Here is a 24,625-nt window from a genome sequence, read left to right as displayed (position 1 = left end):
ATAGATACTGGTTCCCTCTGAAGCCCTCTCCAGGATCCCGATCAAAGCCCTAACGGGGTTCGTAAAAGCATCCCATAATATCTAGAGCCAGCAATAATATATCTATAGGTCATAGCAGAATATAATTCCTCCTACCTTTATCCGAGGGTAGCTGTTTACATCTTCAAGTTCCTCACCCTCTCCCCTAGAGAGGCAACGAAGGTAAGCCATAGATCATATAGTAGCCCTGAAAGGACTAGAACAACTCTAAAACACCATAAACCATGTTACTGCCCCCAATTTCTTAGGCAGAAGCTACTACGATGTCCCGAGGCATTTTGAGAAGCCTTGGCTATGGATTTAAAATGAGTAGGAATATTTTGCGCCGTTGAATCCTGAGAAAAGGCTTAGTGCGGTTGAGCCCAATACTCATGATTCTGCTCTAGATGTGACTATGTTACAACCGGAAGACTCGCCCCCTTCAGGGTGGGGAGGAGGTCAGAGGTGAAGGGGAGGTGGAAATCCCCTGTAATTATGAAAATATATAAAATGATTGGAATGAATACCTGGGGAGAGACGGAGTATGGGTCTAGTTATTAGGTGGTGGGGCCATGCATGCTTCGAGCTAGTATATGGGGGTGTATCTCTAACGATAGATCCTCATGATGGTGCTTCAATAGGGATCAAGAGGCCTGGGGCTCTATCTGATTATGTGATCATGAGCCACGATCACTTCGATCATAATGCATATAGGGTGGTGCTTAAGGAGGGTGGGAAGCACCTGTTAATGGCCACAGCGATCAATACTCTGGGGCCCTTCAGAGTTAAGGGGATAGAGACCTTCCATGATAAGGAGAGAGGTAGGAGAAGGGGGAGGAATGTGGCATATGTTGTGGAGACCCCTGATGGCACGAGGATCTTCCATGCAGGCGATCTGGGGCATTTGCTTAGCCCAGAGCAGATTAGAGAGGCAGGTAATCCCCATATCGCGATGCTACCTGTGGGGGGCACTTTTACGATAGACTATGAAGAGGGTCTTAAGGTATTCGAATCCCTCGGATCAAAGGTAATGATTCCGATGCACTATTGGATTAAAGGTGTGAACCTCCCACTATATCCTGTTGATAAGCTTGTCGAGAGAGTAGCAGGGTCTATACCAGTATATATTGTAGATGGTAATGAGGTTGAGACCTCTATAAGCAACGATATAATCACCCTCACATCTAAATATGGGTGTAAAGAGGTCTATAGTGGGAAGAATTTTGATCGATGTACGCTGGAGATCAGAGACAGGATTATCTTGATTCTAAGACTAGGGTAGAGGGAGATGCCCATAGGTAAGAGAGAGCTCGCCGCATACCTAGTACTCCTTAGCTTTAATAGAGAGGAGATCTCGATTGAACATGCTAGATCTGTTTTAGAGCTGCTCTTTCCAAAGAGATCTGTTAAAAGCGTTATGAGAATCCTATCTAAATCGGGTTTCATCAATATCGATTCTAAAGCGGTTAGGGTAAAGGATCCTAGAAGAGCTCTTGAGGAGTACCTGATAAAATATATACTTGCCAGGATTGAGAAGAACCTAAGATCTAAGCATATTAAATATAATATATCGAAGGACTCGAAAGATGGTTATATCATATCTATAGCTATCGATAAAGGGATATGTCCTAATCATATAGAGCTAGGGAGGATCAGGATCATATGTGGCATGGATGAAAAACCTAGCATCAATCCTCTTAGCCATAAAGAATAGGTTCTAAGCCTTGCAAATATATAGATATGTCGATTGATAACCCATAACCTATTCATTGTGTCGAACTACATGGCTTGTTAAGAACCAGAATCTATTGTGTATAAGTGCCTGGTAGCGATAATAGGGATTAGGTGCCTATACATGGGTGAGAAGGGGGAGGAAGCACCTGTGAGAATAGTATTTGAGGGGGTTGCCAGGGTTGGAGAGGTAATGAGCACTTTTAAGAGCATAGCCCTGAGACCTGAGGATTTCACAAGCCCAGTAGCTCTTCAAATGGCGTTAACAAGGATCTATGATACTATATTGAGAAGCCTTACAGAGCCCCCTAAAAAAGCCTTTGTAGCTGAGATCAGGTTCACAGATTCTATGGGTAATACAGTTGTTTTTGCAGCAGACCTTGGAGAGTCTCCACCGCCATTACCAGGTACAAAGGTTAGGGCGAGGATAATAGTTGAGCTGCTTGAGGATAAAGCGGATTAACTGTGACAAATGGGTTTTTAGCTATGGGATGTGATTGTGGATAACCCCTGCCTCCATCCCATATACTCTATCGCCGAGGGTTAGCGCCATCTCATGATCCTGCTCCGCTATTAGCATTGTAATCCCCTTCCTCCTGAGATTTCTAAGTATTTCCACCACCTCCATTTTGATCCTTGGAAACAGTCCTGATGAGGGTTCGTCTATTAGGAGAAGCTCTGCCATAGAATTATATGCCATAGCTAGTGTTAAGATCTTGTACTCTCCCCCACTAAGATTGCCTGCTTTGGTCTTTAACTTCTTCTCTAGTATGGGGAACATGGATATATCATAGTCTTTTCTAACAAGCCTTAGGTTATCCTCAACACTTAGTGTTCTAAATGCAGAGTCTCTATCAGGAATATATCTTATCCCCATCGATATCCTGCTATATAAATCTGTGTTAGTTATATCAACACCCTTATATACTATGGATCCGGATATAGGTTTTATAGCACCCGCTATAGCCTTGAGCAATGTAGTCTTCCCAGCACCATTAGGGCCGAGAATCACTACTATCTCACCTCTATCTAGATATAGATTTGCATTCTCAACAGCCAGCATATTTCCATAGGCGCATTTTAAATTTCTAACATCTAGAAGGCGCTCCCCCATAGGATCACCTTATACGCTGAGGAGCATCTCTCTAACCCTTTTAATCGCCTCATCCGTTGGTGCATCTATAACCACCTTTCCCGCATTCATAGCTATAATTCTCCTCGCTATCCTCGAGAGGTGGGAGATCTTATGCTCTATAATCACAACACCTATATTGAGATCCCTATGTAACCGCTCTACAAGAGATCCTAGCTCCAGTGCTTCCTCAGAAGATAAGCCTGCAAGGGGCTCATCAAGCAAAAGGATCTTCGGGTTTAGCACTAGGCATCTAGCTAGCTCAAGCCTCCTTATAAAGCTAAGTCCCAGCCTAGAGGGCTTCTCCCCTCTCTTCTCCCAGAGACCAAGCATCTCTAGAACCTCCCTCACCCTAGATCTATCCTTCGTGAGTGGGGCTATGTTATCCTCCACAGATAGCGACCAGAACACCTTTGGACTCTGGAAGGTTCTGAGAATCCCCATCCTAACCCTCTCCCCTATTGATAGATCGCTTATCTCTCTACCCATGAAAACGATGCTACCTCGATCTTGCCTTATATGTCCCGTAATCACGTTAAAAAGGGTTGTTTTTCCACTACCGTTGGGGCCTACAATGCCCACTAGCTCTTTATCTATCTTCAAGGATATGTTTTCTAGAGCTACCACCCCTCCGAATCTCTTGCTAATGGATCTTAGCTCTAACACCTATCCCAACCCCTCTTATGAGGTATACTGCTAAGAGGAGGGTGGATGCTATGATAAGCCTGAGATCATATATATATGCCCTCATATATCCATCAAGCCACCAGAGAGCTATTCCTCCCATGAATGAGTAGATGGAAGATCCCGGCTTATATATCGCACTAGCCATTAGCGCATATATAAGAAGCGGGATCGGATCTGATAGCTCTACACTAACAACCCCGCTAGCCTGAGCATAGAATATCATTATAGCTGTCACCATGAGGACTACTATTATGTGTGATATGATCTTTATCCTCTGGATCCTTATCCCAGAGGATTCCGCTAGAGTCTCATCATCTCTGATCATTACTAAGTATATTCCTAACCTGGTGCTAGTTATCAATACAAGCATAATAAGGATCGAGATACCAAGGGCTATAGCTGAGTAGTAGAGCGCAATGAAATCCCCTATAATAGGCCTCACATATATGCCTACATCGCCCCCAAATAGATCTGGGAAGAGCCTTGCTATCGGTGGAAGTGTGAATGGATATAGAAGTGTTGAAACAGAGTAGAAAGGACCTCTAAGCCTGATCGCTGGGATCAATATTACTGAGCATAAGCCTAGAGCAAGTGCTATAGCTCCTAGAGGCCATAGTGTAGGTGGGAGCCTGTTAATAGATATTGCAATGGCAAAGCCGCATGATGCAATCATATATGTATATCCTAGGTTTATATAGCCAGATCTTATGTAGAAGAGATCATATATAGCTACCAGAACTCCAAATAGATAGGATGTTAGTGCTAGAGTTAATAGATAGGAGGATCTTATGAAGAGGGGTAGAATAGATAATAGTATCAACAAAAATATTATGAATAATAGATCTGTTTTTGAGTATTCCTTCAAGCCCATCTAACACCTCTACCAAATATCCCTTCTGGCTTAAGCATGAGTGTTGATACTAGAACCACCAGAGGAATCAGATCTTTCGCTGGGGAGCCTATGTAATAAGATGCTAGGCTCTGGCTGAATGAGAGGATCATGGATGAGGCCATAGCACCTACAGCACTTCCAAGCCCGCCTATTACTACTATTGCTAGTACCAATGTTAGATAGTACCAACCTATATGCGGATATATAGCATATAGCGGTGTTATTGCGATCGAGGCTATAGATGCCATTAGAGATGAGATTAGGAAAGACGATATCCCTACAAGCCTCACATTGATCCCCATATATCTAGCTAGGTCTTCATTCTCCGCTACCGCAGCCATCTTCTTGCCCAGCATTGTATGTCCTGTTATAACATGGTAGAAGCTAAGCGATGCTATCGATATAACGGCTGCCACCACCCATTGTGATGAGATCCCCCATATATCGCCTGTAGCTATTACTAATGATAATAACCTGGATCCATATATCTTAAGTATCAACCCCTCTATTAGAAGGGCTATAGCTATTGAGGATACTATAGATAGTACTAGATCTCTCCTAAAGATCCACATAATAATCCATATAACCCCTCCCACAGCTGTTGAGGCTAATATGGCGAGGGCTAGTGCTAGGGGGAGGGGGAGTATTGAGAGGAGGGTGCTAGCTATATATGCTGTTAGGATCATCTGGGCTCCATAGGCTAGGTTAACTATTTTAGCAACGCCTAGGACAATGTTAAAGCCTGTTGCCATGAGCATATATATTAAACCAGTTATGATCGAGAATAGAAGGATCTCGTACAATTTATCGCCCACCGATGCTGATCTATCTCTTGAGCCATGGCGGTGGTTGGAACTGTTGCTCCGCAACCTTGCTTGGCCATATAATCACTAGCCTACCCCCTGGGAGCCATTGGAGAGCCATAGTGGTTATGTAGCCTTCTCCATATAGTGGGGAATGCCCCTTAGTGAAGATCCACCTGCCGCTGATGCCCTCATAACCATTCTTTTCAAGATAGTCAGCAATAGCATCTCCATCAAAGCTTCCAGATGCCTCGGCCGCTTTCTTCCATGCATATACAGCATCGTATATGAATGGCGCATAAAATAGAGGATCATATCCGTATCTCTGCTTAAAGGCATCGTAAAAGCCTCTTAGCTTCGGATCTACATTGCCTCCTCTCCCATATACGAAGAATGCGAAGACCTGATAGGATAGCTTTCCACCGGTTATATTCCACTGCTCAGGCCTCATCCCAACCCCATCGAATTGAATCAATATAAATGGGGGCTTAAGATCATCGTAGTCCCTCTGCAAGAACTTCGCATCTCCATATGCATTCCATACGAGCAGGATCTCCACACCGCTATCCCTAGCCTTTGTTAGATGTGGTACGAAGCTTGTTGTCTTACCTATATCTATTGTACCCTCATAAACGATCTCATATCCATCGCTTCTAATAGCTTTTTTAACGGTTTCGATAACAGGTATCGTCCATGGTGCATTATCATAGAGGAGCCCAAATCTCTTGAGACCAAGCTGAGAGGCTATAGCTTTAGCTGGGAGATACACCATTAAGCCATGCATCGAAGCGTTTATGTTGAACCTAAACCAATATCTATAGCCGGGATTATTGCTGACGTTGATATCTATAGCATCCGATACAGAGCCCATAGCAAATACAGGGATCTTATATCTAGCCATATCAGGTAATATCGCGAGACCAACGGGGCTTGCATGTATACCAAATATAGCCACTACTCTATCCTCCTCAACAAGTTTTCTAAAGCCCGCAACACCTTGTGAAGGATTATTCCCATCATCATATGTCACTATCTCGATCCTTCTCCCTAGAACCCCTCCAGCCCTATTTATCTCATCAACAGCTAGCATCACAGCCTTCAAACCAGCGTCTCCATATTCCGTTTGAAGGGGGCCTAGGAAGCCTATTTTAACCGTTCCTGGTGGTCTAGCCAGCTGTTGATATGTAATGATAGCCCCTATAACAGCTACTACTATAATAGCTATAATTATGTAAACATATAGCCTCGATAATGCCTTCATAGTAACTACCATACTATATTCATCAATATAGAAAAATATATGTTTCTATACTAACGTATTCGATGTTATATATTTAAGATATTATGTGAGAAGAGGTTAGACGATATATGGCGAGAAGGGCTGAGATAGCTAGTTTTGAGATAGAGCATAGTGGGTGCTGGACTAGTACTACGGATAAATATGATGTGAAGATAAAGACCCTGAGACAGGAATTTATATCGCCTCATATATTTAGGGCTAGTATAGCTATCATAGGGGAAGATCTAAGGAGGTTTATAAGTGATATGAGGAGATCCAAATATATTGTTGAGCTGAGCCTTAGCTTCTCAAGAACCTACTCATTTAATGGGGATAGGATCTGGCTTGCCCTCATGGATTTCTCTAGCTTGAGGGAGGGCTCTATCTCCGACCTAGTATATAGGATCGGTGGTCTCATACTTGATCAAGAGGTTGGAGGCGGTGTTGAGAGATGGAAAATACTGATCCCAAGATCCTCTAGAGCTGTTAGGAAATATCTGGAGGAGAGTCTCAGGAATATGGGAAGGCTTCTGAAGATCTCTTTCTCCGAAGCAGGTGTAGCTATGTTCAATCCTGATCCGAGAACCCTTTTAAGCGATAATGAGAGGAAGGCGGTTGAACTAGCTCTAAGCACAGGCCTTCTGGACTATCCTAAAAGGGCTAGGGTTGCTGATGTTGCTAAGCTCATGGGTATAAGCCCTGCAACATTTATATACCACCTAAGGAAGGGGGAGAAGAAGCTTCTAAGCATTGCTCTCGAGAGGTGGAGTTCTTAGCATCTACACCTCCACCTACTCCTTATATACTCTAGGGTATTTGAAGCGGTCCTTCTAAATCCCTCTAGATCTATGCCCTCATTTATAATCATTATATCTGCTAGTGCTATAAGACTTCCAACACCCATGGATAGCTCGAGAGCGTCTCTCTCTACAAACTCATCCCACCCCTTGGGATCCCCCTCTCTCCCTCTTGAAACAAGCCTCCTATACCTCGTCTCTGGGCTGGCATGTATAGCTACAAGCACTACAGAAGAGAAGCTTTTTCTGAAGAACTCTAGCTCCGCGAGGGATCTAGATCCATCTATCACTATATATCTACAACCAGGGGTAGCCCTTAAACCCTTAGCAAGTACCTCTTCGACAACTCTCCTAGCAACAATATCATCGCCATAGAGCCTCCTCAGCTCCCTAGCCATGTAAGCCATATTCTCTCTAGTAACCCTCATCCCCCTTCTAATAAGCTCCTCCCTAATGACATCCCCCATAACATATACCTCATATCCTAAGCTCCTAGCAACATCTGAGAACACACCCTTTCCAGAGCCGGGCATCCCTACCAGAACTATTGCTACGATACACATGCCGTTCTTCATAATAAATTCACAACATCTATGACCCCTTCCCCGCCCTGAAGGGCGAGGTTTCGCTGGGGTCTCGGGCGTTACCCCCCTTTGCGGGGGCTACTCCGTTGTGGTGAACGATGTAGGATAGTGGTTTCTTCACGTGTTCAACTATCTTGCCTGTTGCTATCTTCATTATGTTTAGTGCTCCGTTTAGGTCGCTGTGCATTCTGTGTCCTAGTGGGCATGTCACCACCCCTCTTGGCTTCCTCTTAACATCAACATTGTGGTATGCACATCTGCTTGATGTGCCATACTCTATTACCTCATACACCCTCATACCATATTCCTGTGCCTCGAGCTCGATTGTTTGGATTAGCCTGTGGTATGACCAGATATTCACACTATACTTGTTACCATTATCCTGGGATATGTTATATGGATATCCTATGTATATCGTTGATACCCCGAGATCGTGTAAAGTTTTGACTAGGTGGGAGGCAAGGGTTCTATATAGGTGTGTGAGCCTCCTATATAGCTTTCTGAATAGCCTCCTCCTCTCCCTTCTAAGCTCCTCAGCCGCATCAAGCTCACCTATATTCCTTGCTATGGCTTCTAGAGATTGTATCTCTGCTATCCTCTTCTCAAGGTAGAAATAGTCTTGCTTAGCCCTAACACCCTTGTACAATAGCCAAGTACCATCATCAACTACAACGCTTGCCATAACATTGATACCAAGATCAATCGAGGCTACCCTATCACCCTTTGGAGAGGCTATCTGGATCGATTTCCTCTCGCCCCTGACAATGTGCCTAGCTCTGTTTCCTCTCTTAGTTGTCTCAACACCGACCTCGACTGGTATGTGGGCGTACCACCTATTGACAGCCTCGTCATATATGATCTCTAATCTACCCTGCTTACCATACCACCTGATCTCCCCCACGAAATCGATCTCAATGTTGAAGTCCTTAAGGATCAGCTTCCTCCTCTCAACATCAACCACATATCGATCCTGCCTAATAACTATGATCTTCCTCCTCCCGCCTTCCCTATCCTTCCAATAGCCTGGCGGGCTGATCTTCTTTATGAAGGGAGGTAGCCTCCCCTCCTTCATAGCCTTTAGCTGTGAGAAGAAGCTAGCCCAAGCCTCATTATTCTTCTGAACAATAGCCTGGGCATTGACACCGAGGATATCCCTATACCTCTCATAGTACCTCCTATACGTCCCCACGAAATCTACCTGTTGCCCATTGAAGAACTGCTGCCTCCTCTCATAGTTCACCTCATTATACAGCCTGGCACAGACATCCCCCAGCCATGACAGCCTCCTATGCTGATAACCATTTGTCAGTAGACAGACAACATTCATCCTTATATTCGAGGAGGGGGCCTCCGAGATGGCGGGTATTGCGGAGGACAGTCGGCCCCCGCCCCTCATCCCAGTAGATTGACCCACCACCTCGGAAGCCCAGAGCATATATCGAAACAAAAACTTAAAAATCTAACCCCGCCTTCAAAGGCGAGGTTTACCACCTATCTCTTTACTACCCCAGAGACCCCTATCAATAAAGCAATATATAAATATATTGATGGCGCCGCGGCCGGGATTTGAACCCGGGTCACGGGCTGTCTACGGCGCCCACAGGCCCCAATAGATACACATGTGAGAGGACTTATAAGCTTTCGGCTTCGGAGCTTCTCCTCTATAGACTAAGAGCCCTTAACAGCTCCTCCCACCAATGTGGAGAGCGCTTAGAGGGGAGGCTGAGAAATATGATATGGATTCTTAGGGCTCTGGGGATATGGAGGTTTTATTGATAAGTTTTGATTGATTATTAAAAAAGCTACGCTTTTTAGCTATAAACCTAAGTCTCTTCCTCGCCCTCCTCTATCATTATTATATTCTCTTCCGGTATTCCAAGCTCTTTGATCAATATGTTTTTAACTTTATACCTATGATCGCCCTGGAGTTCTATCCTACCATTCTTCGCCGTACCCCCTGTAGCTAGTTTTGATTTCAGCATTGAAGCTATTTTCCTAAGATCTTGGGTCTCGTCTAGCCCCTCTATTATTGTTACCTCTTTCCCAAATTTCCTCTTCTCAAGACGTATTTTGACTAACTGCTGCTCTGCAACCAACTGCTTACATATCTCTGGGGGGAGCCCTCCACATATGCTTTCTAGGGAGCTTTTCATGTTCTCTCTGGTACACCCAACTAATCAAGGCTTAAATGGCTAATATATTTAACTGGCTTCTAAAAAGATCTATTGCCTTGGATTCGGCATTTGATCTAGTATATCTTTTACTATCTTCTTAAGCTCATCATGCTTAGATCTAAAGACCTCTGTATATGTTTGGGCCCACCTGATAGTGGGATCTCCCCTGCTGAATCTATCGTATTGCTCATATCTCATACCAACCTCAGATCCTATGACATCCCATAGTAGGTTGAACAGCTTCACCCTTTCAAGGGCGTTGATACCCTTCATAGCTAGATATTTCTCTATATAGGCCCTCTCCTCTGGATTCTCAAAATCCTTTATAGAAGCTGGTATAGGTATAGAAGCTCCGGCTGATATGAGTCTTAGGATCTCGTTGGCCCTTGGAAGCGCCTTCATGTTAAAGTGGCTTGCCGAGATTGCTATCTGCGCGTTAGGCCTTACAATGTTTGGTAGCTCCTCCGCAAGCTCTATGGAGCCGTAGATGGCTGCTTCGTTTAAAGCAAGATAGATCAGTATCTCGCCTATCTTCTCCTGAACATTTATAAATGTATCTATCCCAGATGCCTGGGCAACAGCTATAGCTAGCCCTGCTAGGAACTTCAGTCTGCAGTAGTGCTGGATCACGAAGTGCCAGTTGAACCAAGCTCTTAGCCTCACCTCATGCCACATGAAGTTCTCTATCTCCTCAGGCTTCTTATAGAATATAATGTTCTCCCATGGAACCAGCACATCGTCGAATATTAAGAGGCCATCGCTCTCCTCATATTTCGATGATATGGGGTATTCGAATTCAGAGTATCCATCCCTCGGTGCAAAGGATCTTCTAGCTAGTACTTTAACCCCCTTGGTATTTGTGGGTATTGCGAAGAAGATCGCATATCTAGGATCTGTATCTCTCCTTATATTTGGTAGATACCAGAGCCACTCTGCATACGCTGCCGAGGTTGAGATCATCGCGGCACCCCTTACTATAACCCCATCTGGGGTTTCTTTAACAACTCCAGCCCATATATATGGATCTGGCCACTGGGAGGGAGGCTTAGATCTATCGTACATCGGCGCCACTATCGCATGGGTGAAGAAGAGATCGTTCTTTGCATGTCTCCTATAGATCTCTATTGCATTCTCACCATATTTAGATCCGAAGTGTTTTGAGAAATACTCGTGGTGGGCTGCAAATACAGCGCTCCACATATTTAGATAGTCCGGGCTTCTACCGAAGAACCCTCTATAGCTATCGTAGATCGTTATGAGGCCTTCAGCCATCTTTCTAAGATCTGCCTTTGACTTCGGTATCATGAATGAGATGCTTATCTCCTCACCAAGATCTGGGCTATAGTGTCTCAGCTTCTCCCTCTTCTCCGGATCCCAGTGGAGATCGTAATAGCTTGCTGTAGTCCTCACAGGTATTCTAAAGGCTGGGTGGTCGACAACATCCTTAACTATTTCACCATCGTAGTAGACTACTGGATGATTCCCCTCTCTAAGAGATCTTATGTAATCCTCTCCCCTCCTAATCATAGCTACCACCTTATAGTTGGCATCATACTTGAATAACCCTCAAGGGGTTTCATACCGCCCATCACTATTGATTCCACGGGCTTCACCTCCTTCCATCTATCAGGGATCGGCCTTCCCCAGAAATCAGATCTGTATCTGGCCTGATCAAACCTCCAGACTATGGGCCTCCACTTATCAGGATCTAATATAACATAGTCCCCTGTGAAGAGCTCGATTCTAATGCCATCTAGATCCCTTATATAGAAGTAGAACGCCCTTGTAGCACCATGCCTTCCAGGACCCCTTTCAATAGAGTCCCAGAGGCCCGAGCTAGCTAGTATATCAGCGATTCTAACCATGTCTCTGAACTCATAAACAACATAGGCAACATGGTGGAACCCGGGGCCTGGGTTAGGGCCTATGGTTTTTCCAAGGGCTAGGTCGTGGGAGTCATGTTTATAGTAAGAGGTAACCCATGCTGCATGCTTACTGCCATCTTCGCCTAGGAAGTACTCGGTCAATATAAACCCTAGATCATCTATGTAATATTTAAGCGCCTGATCTAGATCTCTAACTGGGAGTGATATATTTACATGTGATAGCCTCACAGGAGGAGCCCCCCTATAGAGGTTGTATTTCAAACCGAGATCACCTGTCTGCTCCATATCATAGTAAAATACTAGCGGAAAACCATATGGATCCTCAACAGCTATTGCCTCCTCAACCCCCTTCTCCTTAAACTTAGATGTGGGCATACCAAGAGATCTATAGTATTCCCTCGCCCTATCGAGATCCTCGGGCTTGGAGACCCTAAACCCTATATAGGAGAGCCCGGGTATAGAGCCTTTCCTAAGAACTAAGCTGTGGTGCTGTGTCTCCTCAACCCCCTTTAAATATATTTCATCTCCACTCCTCTCAACCTCAACGAAGCCTAGAAGATCTACGTAGAACCATCTAGCCTTCTCGAGATCACTGACCCTAAGAGCTACATGAGAGATCCTATGTATCCCAAATGCTGGCAACGCACCACCGATCTAATATAGTATTCTCGAATAATATATAGGTAATTAAATCTATTAGATATCACTCGTAGATATAGAATAATATAACAGTGGTAACCCAATATATAGTTAAGCCCATCATTTTTCTTATAAATATATAGGCCAATTCTTATAGAAACTCGCGATACGAGAATCACGTGCTAGGGCTTGCCGGTTACGATTGAAAGTCCCACCCCTTTAAGGTGGGAGGAAGTCAGTCGCGATATAGTGGGCAATACTCTGAGAGCTTAATTCTGTGTCGGGGAAGAAACCTTGAGTTATTGCTTTCTATTCTGGATTGTGTCTTTCTATGCCATGCTAAGATCTATATATCTTATTCTCCGACTAATTGGAACCGCCCAGGCGATGAAGCCACATGCTGCTGGGCTTAACAACTACCTATGAGCCCTTGGGGTGAACTGGGCAAGCCCTCCAGGCGAGGTGGAATCCATACCACTAAACAAAGCAAAGCGGTAGGGAGAAGTGGTTTTTCCGCATAGCTAAATATAAGATACTTATTAATTAGAATATAGAGTTGGGTGGGATGTCCCAACTACTAAAGAAGGTTATGGAAGCGGCTTCGGAGGTTTTGATTGAAAAGGAGTATGAGGTAAAGCTTATATTAGCATCTATTTTGGCAAAGGGGCATGTCTTGATAGAGGGCTTGCCAGGGGTTGCTAAGACTCTAACTGCTAAGGTTATATCCAGGGTTATGGGGCTTAGCTTTAAGAGGATCCAGATGACGCCTGATCTTCTACCAAGCGATATCATAGGAGGATACATATATGATCAGAGATCAGGTTCTTTTGTTCTTAGGAAAGGCCCTATATTTACTAACATATTGTTGGTTGATGAGATAAACAGGGCTTCTCCAAGGACTCAGAGCGCTCTGCTAGAGGCTATGCAGGAGAGGCAGGTAACCATTGAGGGGGATACCTATAGGCTTGAGGAACCATTCATAGTCCTCGCCACCCAGAACCCTGTGGAATCAGAGGGTGTCTTTCCCCTCCCAGGATCCCAGCTGGATAGGTTTTTAGTGAAGATAGAGAGCTCCTATCCAAGCACTAAGGGGTTGATCGAAATTGTTAAGAGGATAGATGCTATCGAAGAGGCATATCATAATCTAAAGCCTGTGCTTTCTAAGAGCGAGGTGTTGGATGCTATAAACGCTGTCTCTAAGGTTGATGTTGATGATTCTATATATGAATATATAGCGAGGATTATAGAGGCTACTAGGAAGCATAGAATGCTCCTAGTAGGTGTGTCCCCAAGGGCTGGGATAGCCCTGGCTAGACTTGCTAAGGCATGGGCCTATCTTGATGGGAGGAGCTATGTGATTCCAGATGATGTTAAGTCGGTAGCGATCCCTGTTCTTAGGCATCGACTGGTCTTTAAACCTGAGTACGAGATAGAGGGTGTAGATCCTGTGTCAGTTGTTAGGGAGATCCTAAGTAGTGTTGAGGTGCCAAGGCCATGAGGGTAGCAGCTATTCTAACCATCTCTATAGCCATTGCTCTGCTAGCTATGTCTCAACATGTATCTCCTCAGATGGCTAGCAATACAACCACCCCTAGCGGGGATATAAGTATCTATCTAGGGATGCATACAATTAACTTCACAGGTATATTGGCTACAGGTGTAGAGGGGTCTAGAGGATCTATGGGTTATTTAGGAGCAAACGTTTCGAAGATCCTCGAGGCTATAAGGAATATAAGCTTAGGATGTGACACTCTATCATGCGTAACAGCTAATAGATCTGCTAGAGCCTCTATAGAGCAGAGTCTTAGAGAGCTTGAGAGGTCAGGATATATAGATCCGGGTGTTGTTGATGAGGTGATGAGTAGCATATATCAAGCCTCTATGAGTGATGAGGCTCTGAGAAGGCTTCTCAGCAATCCAGAGATATCACAGCTAATAGCGAATATCTCAACAGGGAATTCCCCCATAGGGTTATTAGGTGCTCTCGATAGCCTCTTCAGAGGAGGTAGGATATCTCTGAGCGAGTATATAGCTGCTCTCGAACTTCTGAAAAGGATCTCAATTAGCCAGGGTTTGCAGGGAGATGCATTGGCTATTGATAAGATGCAGCTGGAGATAATAAAGCAGCTAATAATATCTAGAACAGCTGAGGGTCTCGTTAGAGGGCTCGCCAATATATTGGTGTCATCTAATATCTCATCACAGCAGATTCAGGCGAGACAAGCAGGTGGTGGGGATAGCGTCTACCTGGGGTATCGGTACCAGCCATATCCAATATTCCTACCATTACCAGGTGGGATACTGGGTATGGATCAGCTATATATAGCTCTAGCCCTGCTGGGGTTTTCATCGATAGCAGCAATTATATTAATGGGGATTCCCAAGAGGTTTCTGAAGAAAGCATCGCTGGGTAGCGGTGATGAGGCACGAAGAATCTCTCTACCCAGCTTCACAGGGGTTATTAGGATATATTGGAGGGCTGTTGAGATTCTCTCTAATAGGATTCCGAGGGATGGGAGTGAGACGCATAGGGAGTATCTAGAGAAGGTGAGAAGAAATGTTGAAAACCCGAGGGCCTTCGAAGATCTTACAGAGGTGTATGAAAGGGTTAGATATGCTCATGAGCCCGAGGAGAGATATTATGAGAGGGCTTTGAAGGACTATAGGGAGTTAGGGGGCGATGAGGCCGGCTAGAGTTGTTATCGAGATCCTACCAAGAGTCTCGGTGCTAGTTATACTTATCCCTATTCTATTAAATATAAATGTATATGTGTCTCTACTAGCTAGGATCCCGTTATTAATATCTAGAGGAAGCCTCGACCTAGCATCATATCCTATGCTTATACTCGTATCTATATTAAGCGGCTTGATAGCATTGGTATTCCCATCACCATCTATGTTTACATTAACCATATTCTTTATAGCACTAGCAGATCCCAGGCTCATCCTATCGCTGGGGATCCATACGATCATTATAGCGTTCTTCATAGTATTAGCCTCAGATGTTATGAGAAATATATATAGGGGTTCTGAGGAAGCTCTAATACATATCACGCAAGATCCTAGGAGCTCACTGATCGGTTTTTCAACGCTCTTTACAGCTATTATAGCACTTCCACTACTTATATCCCTCTTAATAGCTTCATATATATTTTCATTCAAACTCCATACTCAGAGCCCATATCTAGCACCAGTAGCGTCTTTCCTTAACAACAACCCGGTAGGCTCTATAATAATGGCCTCTATCATGCTCGCGATATTCTATATACTTTCTAGATATGCGGTTGAGATCTCTTTACTATATGCTATACCCAATCCAAAGCTAGCGATCTCAGAGCTATCAAGCGTAGCTAATATATCATGGATAAGACCTTCTCTCGGATTTCTAAGGGGCTTTATAGTGTCGGCTTTAATAACACCTCCTATATATTATATGATACGTGAGATCCTAGCCTCTCTCGGAACAGAGGTAGGAGGTTCTGGGGATCTTATGTCTAGCATTATGCTCACCCTGTTTGGATTGCTTCTCTTCGCACTTATATGGGCCCTAGTGTCTAGAGGCTTATTTACAGAGGAGAGGGAGCCGAGTATTAGAGGGATTATATACCTTATATCTATTATAGCAGTAATATATATTCTATCTCTAATTCTGGGGGTATCTTTATGGGGTTCTGGGTCTCAGAAGAGTCTCGATACCCTTCTAGCGCCCATCACACAGTACTACAGAGATCTTTGGGTATTGGCTGAGCTTATTATAAGGGCTATTGGTGGTGCTCCATGATAAGAGATAGGGATATGAAGGGCAAGGCTTTTGAAACACTTGTGGGGGGTATTACAGTTCTTATACTTATTCTCATAGGCCTTATATCGATATTGGAGTTGGGCCCCCCACAGGTTATGATCTATACTGGGGCAACACCCTTTAACACAGGCCTTCTAGGTACTAGCGAGCTATATGCTGAGACAAAGTCTAGGTATCCAAATACATTTGTGGTTGTTAACTGGAGCAAGCCCCCTCCTCTACCAGATGGGTGCCAGGTGGTGTTGATCTCTATATCACCTGAGATCCCCTATGACGATGAAGAGGCTAGCTTGATAGCGGATCTCCTTTCTAAATGCTCTAAAAGAGGTGTTCTCGTTGCTGATGAGAGTGGGAATTCGAATGCTTTACTAGCATCTCTAGGCTCTTCTGTGAGGGTTGCTGGCAACAAGATCCTAGATATAGGGTCTGGGTTGCCATATCCCACAGCTATCTTTAACACATCATGGGGATACGGTGTCGAGCTAACCCTCGATATAGCGTCAAGCCTATCCAGGGTGGGTCTTGATGGCCACTCCATTTTACTCTCCGGCTTTATACCAGCAGCATATATAGCTAACCAGTCTGGGGAGGCAGGAGCTGGTGTTTTCTTCGATGTTCCAGTGGCGTATGAAGATATATTTGGCAATACAACGGTATTTGTTATAGGAGATGGCTCTATATTTCTTAACCAGGTTATGAGGAGCAGCTATAGAGATAAGTATCTATCTCTATATATCGAGATATTGGATCATCTATGTGGATATAGATCCGACTGCTATGTGCTATTCGACGCAACTAGATATATAGGAGGGGATCCCGTGTCAATTGTTATGAGAGGTGTAAACCCATCCCTCCTGATCACACCTGAGTTCATAGCAGCCTCGATAGCGAGGATAATACATCCAGCCACATGGCTACCCCCAGCTATCTCCTGGGCTGATTCAGTTATCCAAAGGCTAGTAGTTATATCCAACCTAGCCAGGGTTCTAGTTATAAGCACATCAGTCCTCATCCTATCACTAGCACTACTCTCGAAAACCCCTGCTAGGAGGACGGATACCCCAATAACATCGGGGGAAGATATATCAATAGCTTTGGAGGGAAGGCTAATGGATCTTGCTAGAAAACCCTCTATAGGTAGAAAGGAGTTTAAAGAGATCTACCTGGCAATCGATGAGATCATATATAAGTGGTTTGGAACAAGACTAGACTCGAAAGAATGCCCATCAAGGCTATCCGAAAGCGGTATAGATCCCAAGATAGCCAAGGCATTCTGCAGATATATGAGTAGAATGGGTAGAAGAGCTGAATTAGAAACGATCTACCCACCTATCGTGAGATGGGAAAAAGCTGTTGAAAAGGCTTTAAAGCTCTATTCAGAAGTTAGCGCTTCATAAAATCCATATTCATTCGAAATTCAATAAGATTTTGTACATAGGAGTAATATTCTAATAAAAATATGGTTAAATAATAAGTTATCCTTCTAGCCCTGCAAATCTCCAATAGATAGCTTGCTCGAATGATACTGGTTTGAATTCCTTGGGTAGTGCTTGCTGAAGCAAGACGTAGGGGCTTGTCTCCCATGCTTTAGGATTAAATGATCCAGATATGCTAAAGCCCGGCTTAAGCGTCTTTATAATACCAACTAGATCTTCTTCTGAGTATCCCACATACTGTTTAACCTTTTCATTATTAATAAGGGTTTTCGCTATATTCTCAGGGGACTCCATAGCTATATATAGTAAGGCCTTTTTAATAGCATTAACCATTCTTAATATTAACTCTGGATCCCTCTGTATTATATCGCCTCTCGTAAGGATACCAGCCTCAAGGCTAGCCTCTCCAATCCATTTTTTATGCTGCTCATAGTCATATGGATTGATCAATGTGAAAGCGATTCCCTTGGATGTTAGCGTATATAAAACGGGGCCGAAACATGTATAGGCATGGATCTTACCCTGCTGTAATGCAGCAACTATAGCTGGTAGATCGGCTCCTATTTCGGCAAACGTAACATCCTTGTTAGGATCGAGACCAGCCTTTGAAATATAGTAATTAGCCATAGCCCATGTGAGGGAGCCGAAAGAGCTTATACCTATAACCAGGCCTTTTAGATCGCTAATGTTCTTGACCCTATCCTTGAGGCTAGATGATATACAAAGCCCAATGGAGCTGAGTTTATATGTAAGCACAATAGTCTTTACATCTGCACCTGCAGAAATAGCTATTCCAGCATGTAATGTGCTCTGCGCTATGAAATCTACTTGACCAGCTACTAGTAGTTTACGAGCATCAGCACCACCCTTAACTGTAACAAATTCATCGACCTTTATACCCTCTTCATCTAAATATCCTTTAGCCATTGCAACCAGAACAGGTAGATTAGCTTCAAAGTACCCTCCTGTGCTTGCGATCTTAATTCTCCATTTATATACTGGTTTGGCCGCTTCGAGGATCTTTGTCTCCACCATGGTCTTTGTTACTATGAGAGTCCTAATCTCTCCTCCAGTAATTGTCCCCAGCTCTTTCTGGGGTGTTTGAGGAACTGCTAGGAGGCCTATTGCTAAACCCACCACTATGCCTGTGATTAGAAAAGGAGCTCCAAATTTAATTATGGTGGACAGCAATTTAGATTCACCTCACATAACAGTGATATTAATCCGCTTTTATATTTTTGTTGATAAATATAGTTGTTAGTCTTATCTATTTAGCTAAATATACTTGTGATAGGAGGTCTCCACTTTAGGATAAAATTTTCGATACGTTCGGTTAGCTTTATCAAGCCATAACCGAGGATCATAAGTATTATGAGGATCGCAAATGCCCCTGATGTGTCGAAGTATCCCGAGAATATTAACATTCTATATCCAAGCCCTCTCGACGAGCCAACGAGTTCTCCTATTACAGCTCCTATTAGAGCAAAGCTTGTGCTTACCTTGAATGCTGCAAACACCCATGATAATATAGAGGGCATGATGATATACCTCATGATCTGTGTTCTCGAGGCTCCCATAGTTCTCACTATTTTTAGAAGCTCTGGGTTAATGCTTCTAATACCATTTAATGTATTGAAGAATGCTATGAAGAAGACTATAGAGAAAGCCACCATAACCTTAGATAATATTCCGAAACCGAACCATATAACCATTATAGGGGCTATTGCTGGTCTTGGCAATGCGTTTATAGCGTATATGATAGGCTCGATAGCTTTTGCGAAGAGTCTAAGTTGACTGAATATTATGCCGAATATAACGCCAGCTATTATCCCTAGGAAGAGTCCGTATAATGTTGATTGGAGCGTGAATATTAGATCCTCTATGAATAGATCGCTTAACACATACTTATAAAGCTTCTCAGCTATAAGAGAGGGCTTACCTATTATAAGGCTTGATATATATCTATCAGCACTATATTCCCATAATGCGATAAGAATAACTACTACAAGCATCCTCAACCCGTTAACTAACATCATTTCTCTAACCCTACTCAACGCTAGCCACCTCGCTAGCAAGGCTGTTCCAAAGGCTATACTTTAGCTCCTCAAACTCTCTAGAGGTTCTTAGCTTAAACGGCTCCCTTGGATATGGAAATGGGATTTCTTTAATCATCTTAATTCTACCCGGTCTCCTGCTCATGACAACAACCTTAGTACCTACTGTAATCGCCTCCTCAAGGTCGTGGGTTATGAATATACAGGTTTTCCTCGTCTTAGCAATAATGTTAGTGAGATGTTCCTGAAGAATAACTCGGGTAAGAGCATCTAGGGCTCCGAATGGTTCGTCCATAACAAGTATTTTCGGATCTGTGATTAGGGCTCTAGCCAGCTGAGCTCTCTGTCTCATTCCTCCAGAGAGTTGATGTGGGTACATATTTTCAAAACCCTCTAATCCCACTAATTTTATAAGCTCTTTCGCTCTCGCCACGGCTTTGGAGCTATTTACCTTCCTAATCTGTAACGGTAGTATAACATTATCTATTAATGTTCTCCAGGGTAGAAGAGTATCTACCTGGGTAACATATCCTATGCCTATACCTCTATATATTTTATCAATAAGATTTTTTCTATCCCGGATCACATCAACTCCAGAAACGATAATGCTCCCAGTTACACTAGCTTCGGGAGGTATGATCCCGAGAATCATATTAGCTAGAGTTGTCTTGCCACAGCCCGAAGGACCTATTATACTGACTACTTCACCCTCCTCGACATCTAGATCTATGTTATCTAAAGCCTTAACATTATTGCTATATGTAACACTTAGCCTACGAATACTAATTATGGGCATGCCAGGAACACCCTATGGCTATGCTTTCAGTGATTTTCTGAAGCTGAGGAATCCTAAGGTTGGGTCTTCGATGGATGATTAATGGTATATAGCTTGGCATGATGTTGAGATCTAGTGATGCCACTAGTTAGCACCAAGAATTCTATTTAGAAAAGATTTATATATAGGTGATAAAAACTAGATTTTAAAAATATTTAGCTTCTCCTAAAAGATCCGTTGGATAATGTTATAATTACTCATCCGACGATCTTTATCACACTGTTTCGCTTATCTATAATCAAAATCTTCCTTAAAACAAATAAGAATTAATAATAATAGCTTAGCATATATACCCTATTTATTAGTAGCTTATGTTACTTAGTTGGTGATACCATGAGTGGCGGGCTTGTTAAAAGGATCCTTGAGGAGAAGTTAGCTAGGCTCTCGAAGCTTGTAGAGGAACTTTCTCTCAAGGGGTTGATAGTTGCGAGCGAATCTATGAATAGATGGGTTCTTGGTAAGAGCTTCTCATCTGTAGTATCTGTTAAGCCTGACGGTGTTAGGGTCTATGTTCCTGTTCTGGAGTATACAAGGGTTCTCGACTATTTATCGGGTGTTGGGTCTGTTGAGGTTATAGCTTATCAGAGATACCCCTTAGATGTTCCCGAGGGTTTTAAGGTTTTCAGCGGGGGTTTAGAGGATCTTATTAAGAGGGAGATAGGTGTTAAGGGGGCTATAGGATGTGATCTTTCCCTCCTTAGTAAGAGGATATTAGATATTTTTGTGGGGAGGTGTGTCGATGTATCTGAAGATCTCTGGGCTATAAGGGCTTCTAAGTCTCAGAGCGAGTTAGAGGCTATCTCAAGGGCTGCTGAGATAGTTTCGAGGGCATATCTAGATGTTATTGAAGGTATTCATGAGGGTATATCTGAGAGGGAGCTTGCAGGAGAGATTGATAGGGCTCTGAGGAGGAGGGGTTCTGAGGGATATGCCTTTCCAACAATAGTTGCTTCAGGGCCTAACGCCTCATATCCACATGCAGAGCCCAGCGACAGGGTTATCTCAGGAGTCGATGCTGTTGTAATTGATATGGGTGCTATTTATATGGGTTATGTATCAGATATGACTAGAATGGTTATAGGGAAGAAAACTGATCAGGAGGTTAGAAAAGCACTAGAAGCTGTTGAAGAGGCTCTTAACAACGCCTTAGAAAAAATATCTCCTGGAGCAAAAGCCTCGGAGATCGATGAGGCTGCGAGAAGCACGTTAGAGAAAAGGGGATATGGAAAGTACTATATACACTCAACTGGACACGGAGTTGGTGTAGAGGTTCACGAACAGCCAATCCTCTCAAGATCCTCCCAAGCTACCTTGGAAAAAGGCTATGTAGTAACTGTAGAGCCAGGCATATATATACCCGGCAAGCTAGGGGTAAGACTAGAGGAGCTAGTTCTAGTAAGCGAGAAAGGAGCAGCTATACTTACTAAAGCTCCTAGAATAACTACGATCTAATAAAATTAACATATACAGAGCCATTCACCCGAGAGCGGTCTTTTACTGCCGCTTATGGTTATTCATAGCCACCCTCGGGATCCTCATGGAACGGCCTCGGGGCGGGCTGCGGGAGCAGGGCTCCTCTCACGCACCCCTGGTTGCCATGCACATCACCACCTCATCATCTAGCTATAGTACTTGCGTCAAGCATATAGGTATCAACAACATCCCAGCCCTAAAGGGCGAGGCTTTCAGTTGTAAATGCATTGTGACGGAGGAGGGGCTAGAATATTAGGTAGTGGCTACATTAGGTGTTGGAGCTTATACCATGTTGTATAGGGGATCCCGGAGACTCTACTACTTGTTGGCAATATTTCTCACCAATATGACATGGGGGCTTTACTTTGTTTCCACACGCCACTATCTATCTGTAGAGCTAGGTGGAGGCGCAGGTATTATCTTATTTATAGCTGGGTTGGAGTGGCTCTATATGTTATTTGCTATCTTTGCAGGAAGACTCTCTAGGATTCTTGGTGCGAGGCAACTAATATTTCTGGGCTTTCTAGGTGCTGTACCACCTATTATTGCTATCTATGTTAAAGATCCATATCTTCTCTCTATAATCCTTAGCTCCTCCAACTTGCCTTGGGCTCTCTCATGGCCCATAATAGTATCTGCTATTATGGGTTATGGTGGAGATAAACCAGGTATAGCTTATGGCTTCTTCACAGTTGGCTCTAGTATTGGATATAGCATAGGATCTATTTGCTCAGGTATCCTCCGCAGTATAGGGGGAATACCATTAGTGTTAATATCTATTTCTATATTCTATATATTATCATATTCAATATATTTTAAACTGTATCAATCTAGAGAATATAACGCTGAGCGGGGTAGCGTATATGGGAATGAGCTTGGCATATCTGAAAATATATATCCCCTCATATATGTACTAGCATCATATTCGCTAATAGTCCTCTCCAGAGAGCTTCTATACTCAATAGCACCATATAGGATAGATGCGGAGATCGCTAGGGTTTTCCCAGGGATTAATGATTCCTCTAGATACGTATTATTTGCAATATTCTTTGGGGGTTTGACGTCTATTTTATCAGCGCCCGCTAGGATCCTTGCAGGTATTCTATCAGATAGATATAACCCAATCTATTTATTAATGGTGATCGGCATGGGATATCTATCTATATACTGGCTCTTCGCAATGGGCGAAGGTATTTTTGTTCTACTAGCCTGGCAGATCCCTCTATATCCTTTTCTTGATGTCTCGATAAATACATATATTGCTAGATACTACCACGGGGAGGCAAGGATCTTCGGTCTAGGGGCTGTGCTCTTCTCTAGCTCTATCGGGGGCCTGCTACAGCTATTGATCTTTATAACATCAAATCCCGATATAAGATCGATCGGCTATGCGATATCAATATCAATAGCAATCTCCCTAGCACTATTAATGCACACGCTAACTCATAAGAGGTGATTCGGCTTAAGAGTTTAACATTAGGAACCGAGGCTAGTGATTTTAAATAGTTGAGCTACAAGTTAGAGGCTCGAAGAGCCAGAGCTAGATATTTTGTATCATGGTGGGAAGATGCCGGCGGTATTAGGAGGGAGTTAATTAAAGTAAATCTATATTAGGTTCGATATGTCTTGAAAAATATTAGTTCTACACAACCTATGATCTACCTTTTATTTTATTGTATTGGGAGTGTTACGGCTCCTCTTGATGCTTGGGAAACTAATGAGGCGTATTTAGCTAGTAACCCAGTTCTATATCTTGGGGGCTTTGGAACCCAGTTCTTTAGCCTCTTTTTAATCTCGTCTTCGGGTACTAAGAGGTCTAGCCTCCGGTTTTCAACATCAATGACTATTCTATCTCCATTCTCTACAACAGCTATTGGTCCTCCAACCGCTGCCTCTGGGGCTACGTGGCCCACCATTGGGCCTCTTGTGGCTCCGCTGAATCTCCCATCTGTAACCATTGCCACGTTTTCAAGGCCTGCGCCGACTATTGCTGCGGTTACTCTTAGCATTTCGGGCATTCCAGGGCCTCCCTTTGGACCTTCATATCTGATCACTACCACACTGCCCTCGCTAACCTCTCCCCTCTCTATGCCTTTAAACGCCTCGTCCTCACCATCATATACTATTGCCTTACCCTCGAATCTTGTTATATTTGCCGCGGCTACCTTGATCACCGCTCCCTCAGGTGCCAGGCTTCCCTTTAGTATTACTATGCCTCCAGTCTTTTTGAAGGGGTTATCAACGCTCCTCACTATATGCTCGTGTGGAACCCTTGGGAATCTATAGCTCTCGAGGTTCTCCCTCACAGTTTTTCCTGTTACTGTTAGAGCCTCTCCGTGGATCAACCCTGCGTCTAGGAGCTTCTTCATAATAAGCGGTACTCCCCCAACCTCATCTAGATCT

At 43.6% G+C, this 24,625-nt stretch carries 24 protein-coding genes; 10 read left to right on the top strand and 14 right to left on the bottom strand.

The annotated features are described in order from the left end of the window. The first annotated feature begins 562 nt into the window (after positions 1-562). From QXE01_04610 to QXE01_04600, 3 genes are all read left to right on the top strand, one after another. The gene (locus QXE01_04610) at positions 563-1,300 is read left to right on the top strand and encodes an MBL fold metallo-hydrolase (GenBank protein ID MEM4970517.1); all 738 of its coding nucleotides are present in this window, start codon (positions 563-565) and stop codon (positions 1,298-1,300) included. A gap of 6 nt (positions 1,301-1,306) precedes the next feature. After that, complete coding sequence (locus tag QXE01_04605; protein ID MEM4970516.1) at positions 1,307-1,732, top strand: hypothetical protein; 426 nt, start codon at positions 1,307-1,309, stop codon at positions 1,730-1,732. Between the two features lie 141 nt (positions 1,733-1,873). Next, positions 1,874-2,212 (top strand): hypothetical protein, encoded by a 339-nt coding sequence (locus QXE01_04600; protein ID MEM4970515.1) that lies wholly within the window; start codon positions 1,874-1,876, stop codon positions 2,210-2,212. Between the two features lie 21 nt (positions 2,213-2,233). Here QXE01_04600 and QXE01_04595 read toward each other — a convergent pair whose 3' ends face one another. The 5 genes from QXE01_04595 to QXE01_04575 are packed head-to-tail and all read right to left on the bottom strand — an operon-like array spanning position 2,234 to position 6,524. Continuing rightward, positions 2,234-2,863 carry an ATP-binding cassette domain-containing protein gene (locus tag QXE01_04595; protein MEM4970514.1) on the bottom strand — a complete coding sequence of 210 codons (630 nt, stop codon included), beginning with the start codon at positions 2,861-2,863 and terminating at the stop codon, positions 2,234-2,236. Positions 2,864-2,872: 9 nt separating this feature from the next. Beyond that, positions 2,873-3,547, bottom strand: a complete 675-nt coding sequence (locus QXE01_04590; GenBank protein ID MEM4970513.1) for an ATP-binding cassette domain-containing protein — start codon at positions 3,545-3,547, stop codon at positions 2,873-2,875. After that, positions 3,525-4,439: a hypothetical protein gene (locus QXE01_04585; GenBank protein MEM4970512.1), complete on the bottom strand. Its 915-nt coding sequence runs from the start codon at positions 4,437-4,439 to the stop codon at positions 3,525-3,527. The genes QXE01_04590 and QXE01_04585 overlap by 23 nt, the downstream gene beginning before the upstream one ends. Further along, the gene (locus QXE01_04580) at positions 4,430-5,275 is read right to left on the bottom strand and encodes a branched-chain amino acid ABC transporter permease (GenBank protein MEM4970511.1); all 846 of its coding nucleotides are present in this window, start codon (positions 5,273-5,275) and stop codon (positions 4,430-4,432) included. The genes QXE01_04585 and QXE01_04580 overlap by 10 nt, the downstream gene beginning before the upstream one ends. Before the next feature lie 10 nt (positions 5,276-5,285). Further along, positions 5,286-6,524: an ABC transporter substrate-binding protein gene (locus QXE01_04575; protein MEM4970510.1), complete on the bottom strand. Its 1,239-nt coding sequence runs from the start codon at positions 6,522-6,524 to the stop codon at positions 5,286-5,288. A gap of 107 nt (positions 6,525-6,631) precedes the next feature. On the opposite strand from QXE01_04575, the gene QXE01_04570 reads away from it, so the two are divergent. Continuing rightward, positions 6,632-7,318, top strand: a complete 687-nt coding sequence (locus tag QXE01_04570) for a helix-turn-helix domain-containing protein (GenBank protein MEM4970509.1) — start codon at positions 6,632-6,634, stop codon at positions 7,316-7,318. Here the strand turns inward: QXE01_04570 and QXE01_04565 are convergent. From QXE01_04565 to hpaD, 5 genes are all read right to left on the bottom strand, one after another. Beyond that, positions 7,315-7,914 (bottom strand): AAA family ATPase, encoded by a 600-nt coding sequence (locus tag QXE01_04565; protein MEM4970508.1) that lies wholly within the window; start codon positions 7,912-7,914, stop codon positions 7,315-7,317. The genes QXE01_04570 and QXE01_04565 overlap by 4 nt on opposite strands. A gap of 16 nt (positions 7,915-7,930) precedes the next feature. Then, positions 7,931-9,340, bottom strand: a complete 1,410-nt coding sequence (locus tag QXE01_04560) for a transposase (protein ID MEM4970507.1) — start codon at positions 9,338-9,340, stop codon at positions 7,931-7,933. A 406-nt stretch (positions 9,341-9,746) separates the two neighbouring features. Further along, the gene (gene yciH, locus QXE01_04555) at positions 9,747-10,076 is read right to left on the bottom strand and encodes a stress response translation initiation inhibitor YciH (protein MEM4970506.1); all 330 of its coding nucleotides are present in this window, start codon (positions 10,074-10,076) and stop codon (positions 9,747-9,749) included. Between the two features lie 69 nt (positions 10,077-10,145). Then, positions 10,146-11,624 carry a 4-hydroxyphenylacetate 3-hydroxylase family protein gene (locus QXE01_04550; GenBank protein ID MEM4970505.1) on the bottom strand — a complete coding sequence of 493 codons (1,479 nt, stop codon included), beginning with the start codon at positions 11,622-11,624 and terminating at the stop codon, positions 10,146-10,148. Positions 11,625-11,626: 2 nt separating this feature from the next. Continuing rightward, on the bottom strand, positions 11,627-12,625 hold the full coding sequence (hpaD, locus tag QXE01_04545) for a 3,4-dihydroxyphenylacetate 2,3-dioxygenase (GenBank protein MEM4970504.1): 999 nt from the start codon (positions 12,623-12,625) through the stop codon (positions 11,627-11,629). Positions 12,626-13,187: 562 nt separating this feature from the next. Here hpaD and QXE01_04540 point away from each other — a divergent pair. From QXE01_04540 to QXE01_04525, 4 genes are read left to right on the top strand one after another with little or no spacing between them, the layout of a single operon-like run. Next, positions 13,188-14,120 carry a MoxR family ATPase gene (locus tag QXE01_04540; GenBank protein ID MEM4970503.1) on the top strand — a complete coding sequence of 311 codons (933 nt, stop codon included), beginning with the start codon at positions 13,188-13,190 and terminating at the stop codon, positions 14,118-14,120. Then, positions 14,117-15,316, top strand: a complete 1,200-nt coding sequence (locus QXE01_04535) for a DUF4129 domain-containing protein (protein ID MEM4970502.1) — start codon at positions 14,117-14,119, stop codon at positions 15,314-15,316. Before QXE01_04540 ends, QXE01_04535 begins: the two co-directional genes overlap by 4 nt. Next, positions 15,303-16,403: a hypothetical protein gene (locus QXE01_04530; GenBank protein MEM4970501.1), complete on the top strand. Its 1,101-nt coding sequence runs from the start codon at positions 15,303-15,305 to the stop codon at positions 16,401-16,403. The genes QXE01_04535 and QXE01_04530 overlap by 14 nt, the downstream gene beginning before the upstream one ends. Continuing rightward, positions 16,400-17,821: a hypothetical protein gene (locus tag QXE01_04525; protein MEM4970500.1), complete on the top strand. Its 1,422-nt coding sequence runs from the start codon at positions 16,400-16,402 to the stop codon at positions 17,819-17,821. Before QXE01_04530 ends, QXE01_04525 begins: the two co-directional genes overlap by 4 nt. Before the next feature lie 78 nt (positions 17,822-17,899). Here QXE01_04525 and QXE01_04520 read toward each other — a convergent pair whose 3' ends face one another. From QXE01_04520 to QXE01_04510, 3 genes are all read right to left on the bottom strand, one after another. Further along, positions 17,900-19,051: an ABC transporter substrate-binding protein gene (locus tag QXE01_04520; protein MEM4970499.1), complete on the bottom strand. Its 1,152-nt coding sequence runs from the start codon at positions 19,049-19,051 to the stop codon at positions 17,900-17,902. A gap of 80 nt (positions 19,052-19,131) precedes the next feature. Next, a complete protein-coding gene (locus QXE01_04515) occupies positions 19,132-19,914 on the bottom strand; it encodes an ABC transporter permease (protein ID MEM4970498.1) in 783 nt (260 codons plus the stop codon). Then, on the bottom strand, positions 19,907-20,710 hold the full coding sequence (locus tag QXE01_04510; protein ID MEM4970497.1) for an ABC transporter ATP-binding protein: 804 nt from the start codon (positions 20,708-20,710) through the stop codon (positions 19,907-19,909). The genes QXE01_04515 and QXE01_04510 overlap by 8 nt, the downstream gene beginning before the upstream one ends. Positions 20,711-21,082: 372 nt before the next feature. Here QXE01_04510 and QXE01_04505 point away from each other — a divergent pair, with 372 nt between their 5' ends. Both QXE01_04505 and QXE01_04500 read left to right on the top strand, forming a co-directional pair. Then, positions 21,083-22,201, top strand: coding sequence for an aminopeptidase P family protein (locus tag QXE01_04505; protein MEM4970496.1), 1,119 nt, complete (start codon positions 21,083-21,085; stop codon positions 22,199-22,201). A gap of 310 nt (positions 22,202-22,511) precedes the next feature. Further along, the gene (locus tag QXE01_04500) at positions 22,512-23,678 is read left to right on the top strand and encodes an MFS transporter (protein ID MEM4970495.1); all 1,167 of its coding nucleotides are present in this window, start codon (positions 22,512-22,514) and stop codon (positions 23,676-23,678) included. 214 nt (positions 23,679-23,892) lie between these two features. On the opposite strand, the gene QXE01_04495 is transcribed toward QXE01_04500, so the two are convergent. Continuing rightward, on the bottom strand, positions 23,893-24,625 hold a 733-nt coding region (locus QXE01_04495), incomplete at its 5' end, for a dihydroxy-acid dehydratase (protein MEM4970494.1).

Source organism: Sulfolobales archaeon, from assembly GCA_038897115.1.
GTDB lineage: Archaea > Thermoproteota > Thermoprotei_A > Sulfolobales > AG1 > AG1.
Note: the sequence above shows the minus strand (reverse complement) of the source record. Positions and strands in the feature narration are given on the sequence as shown.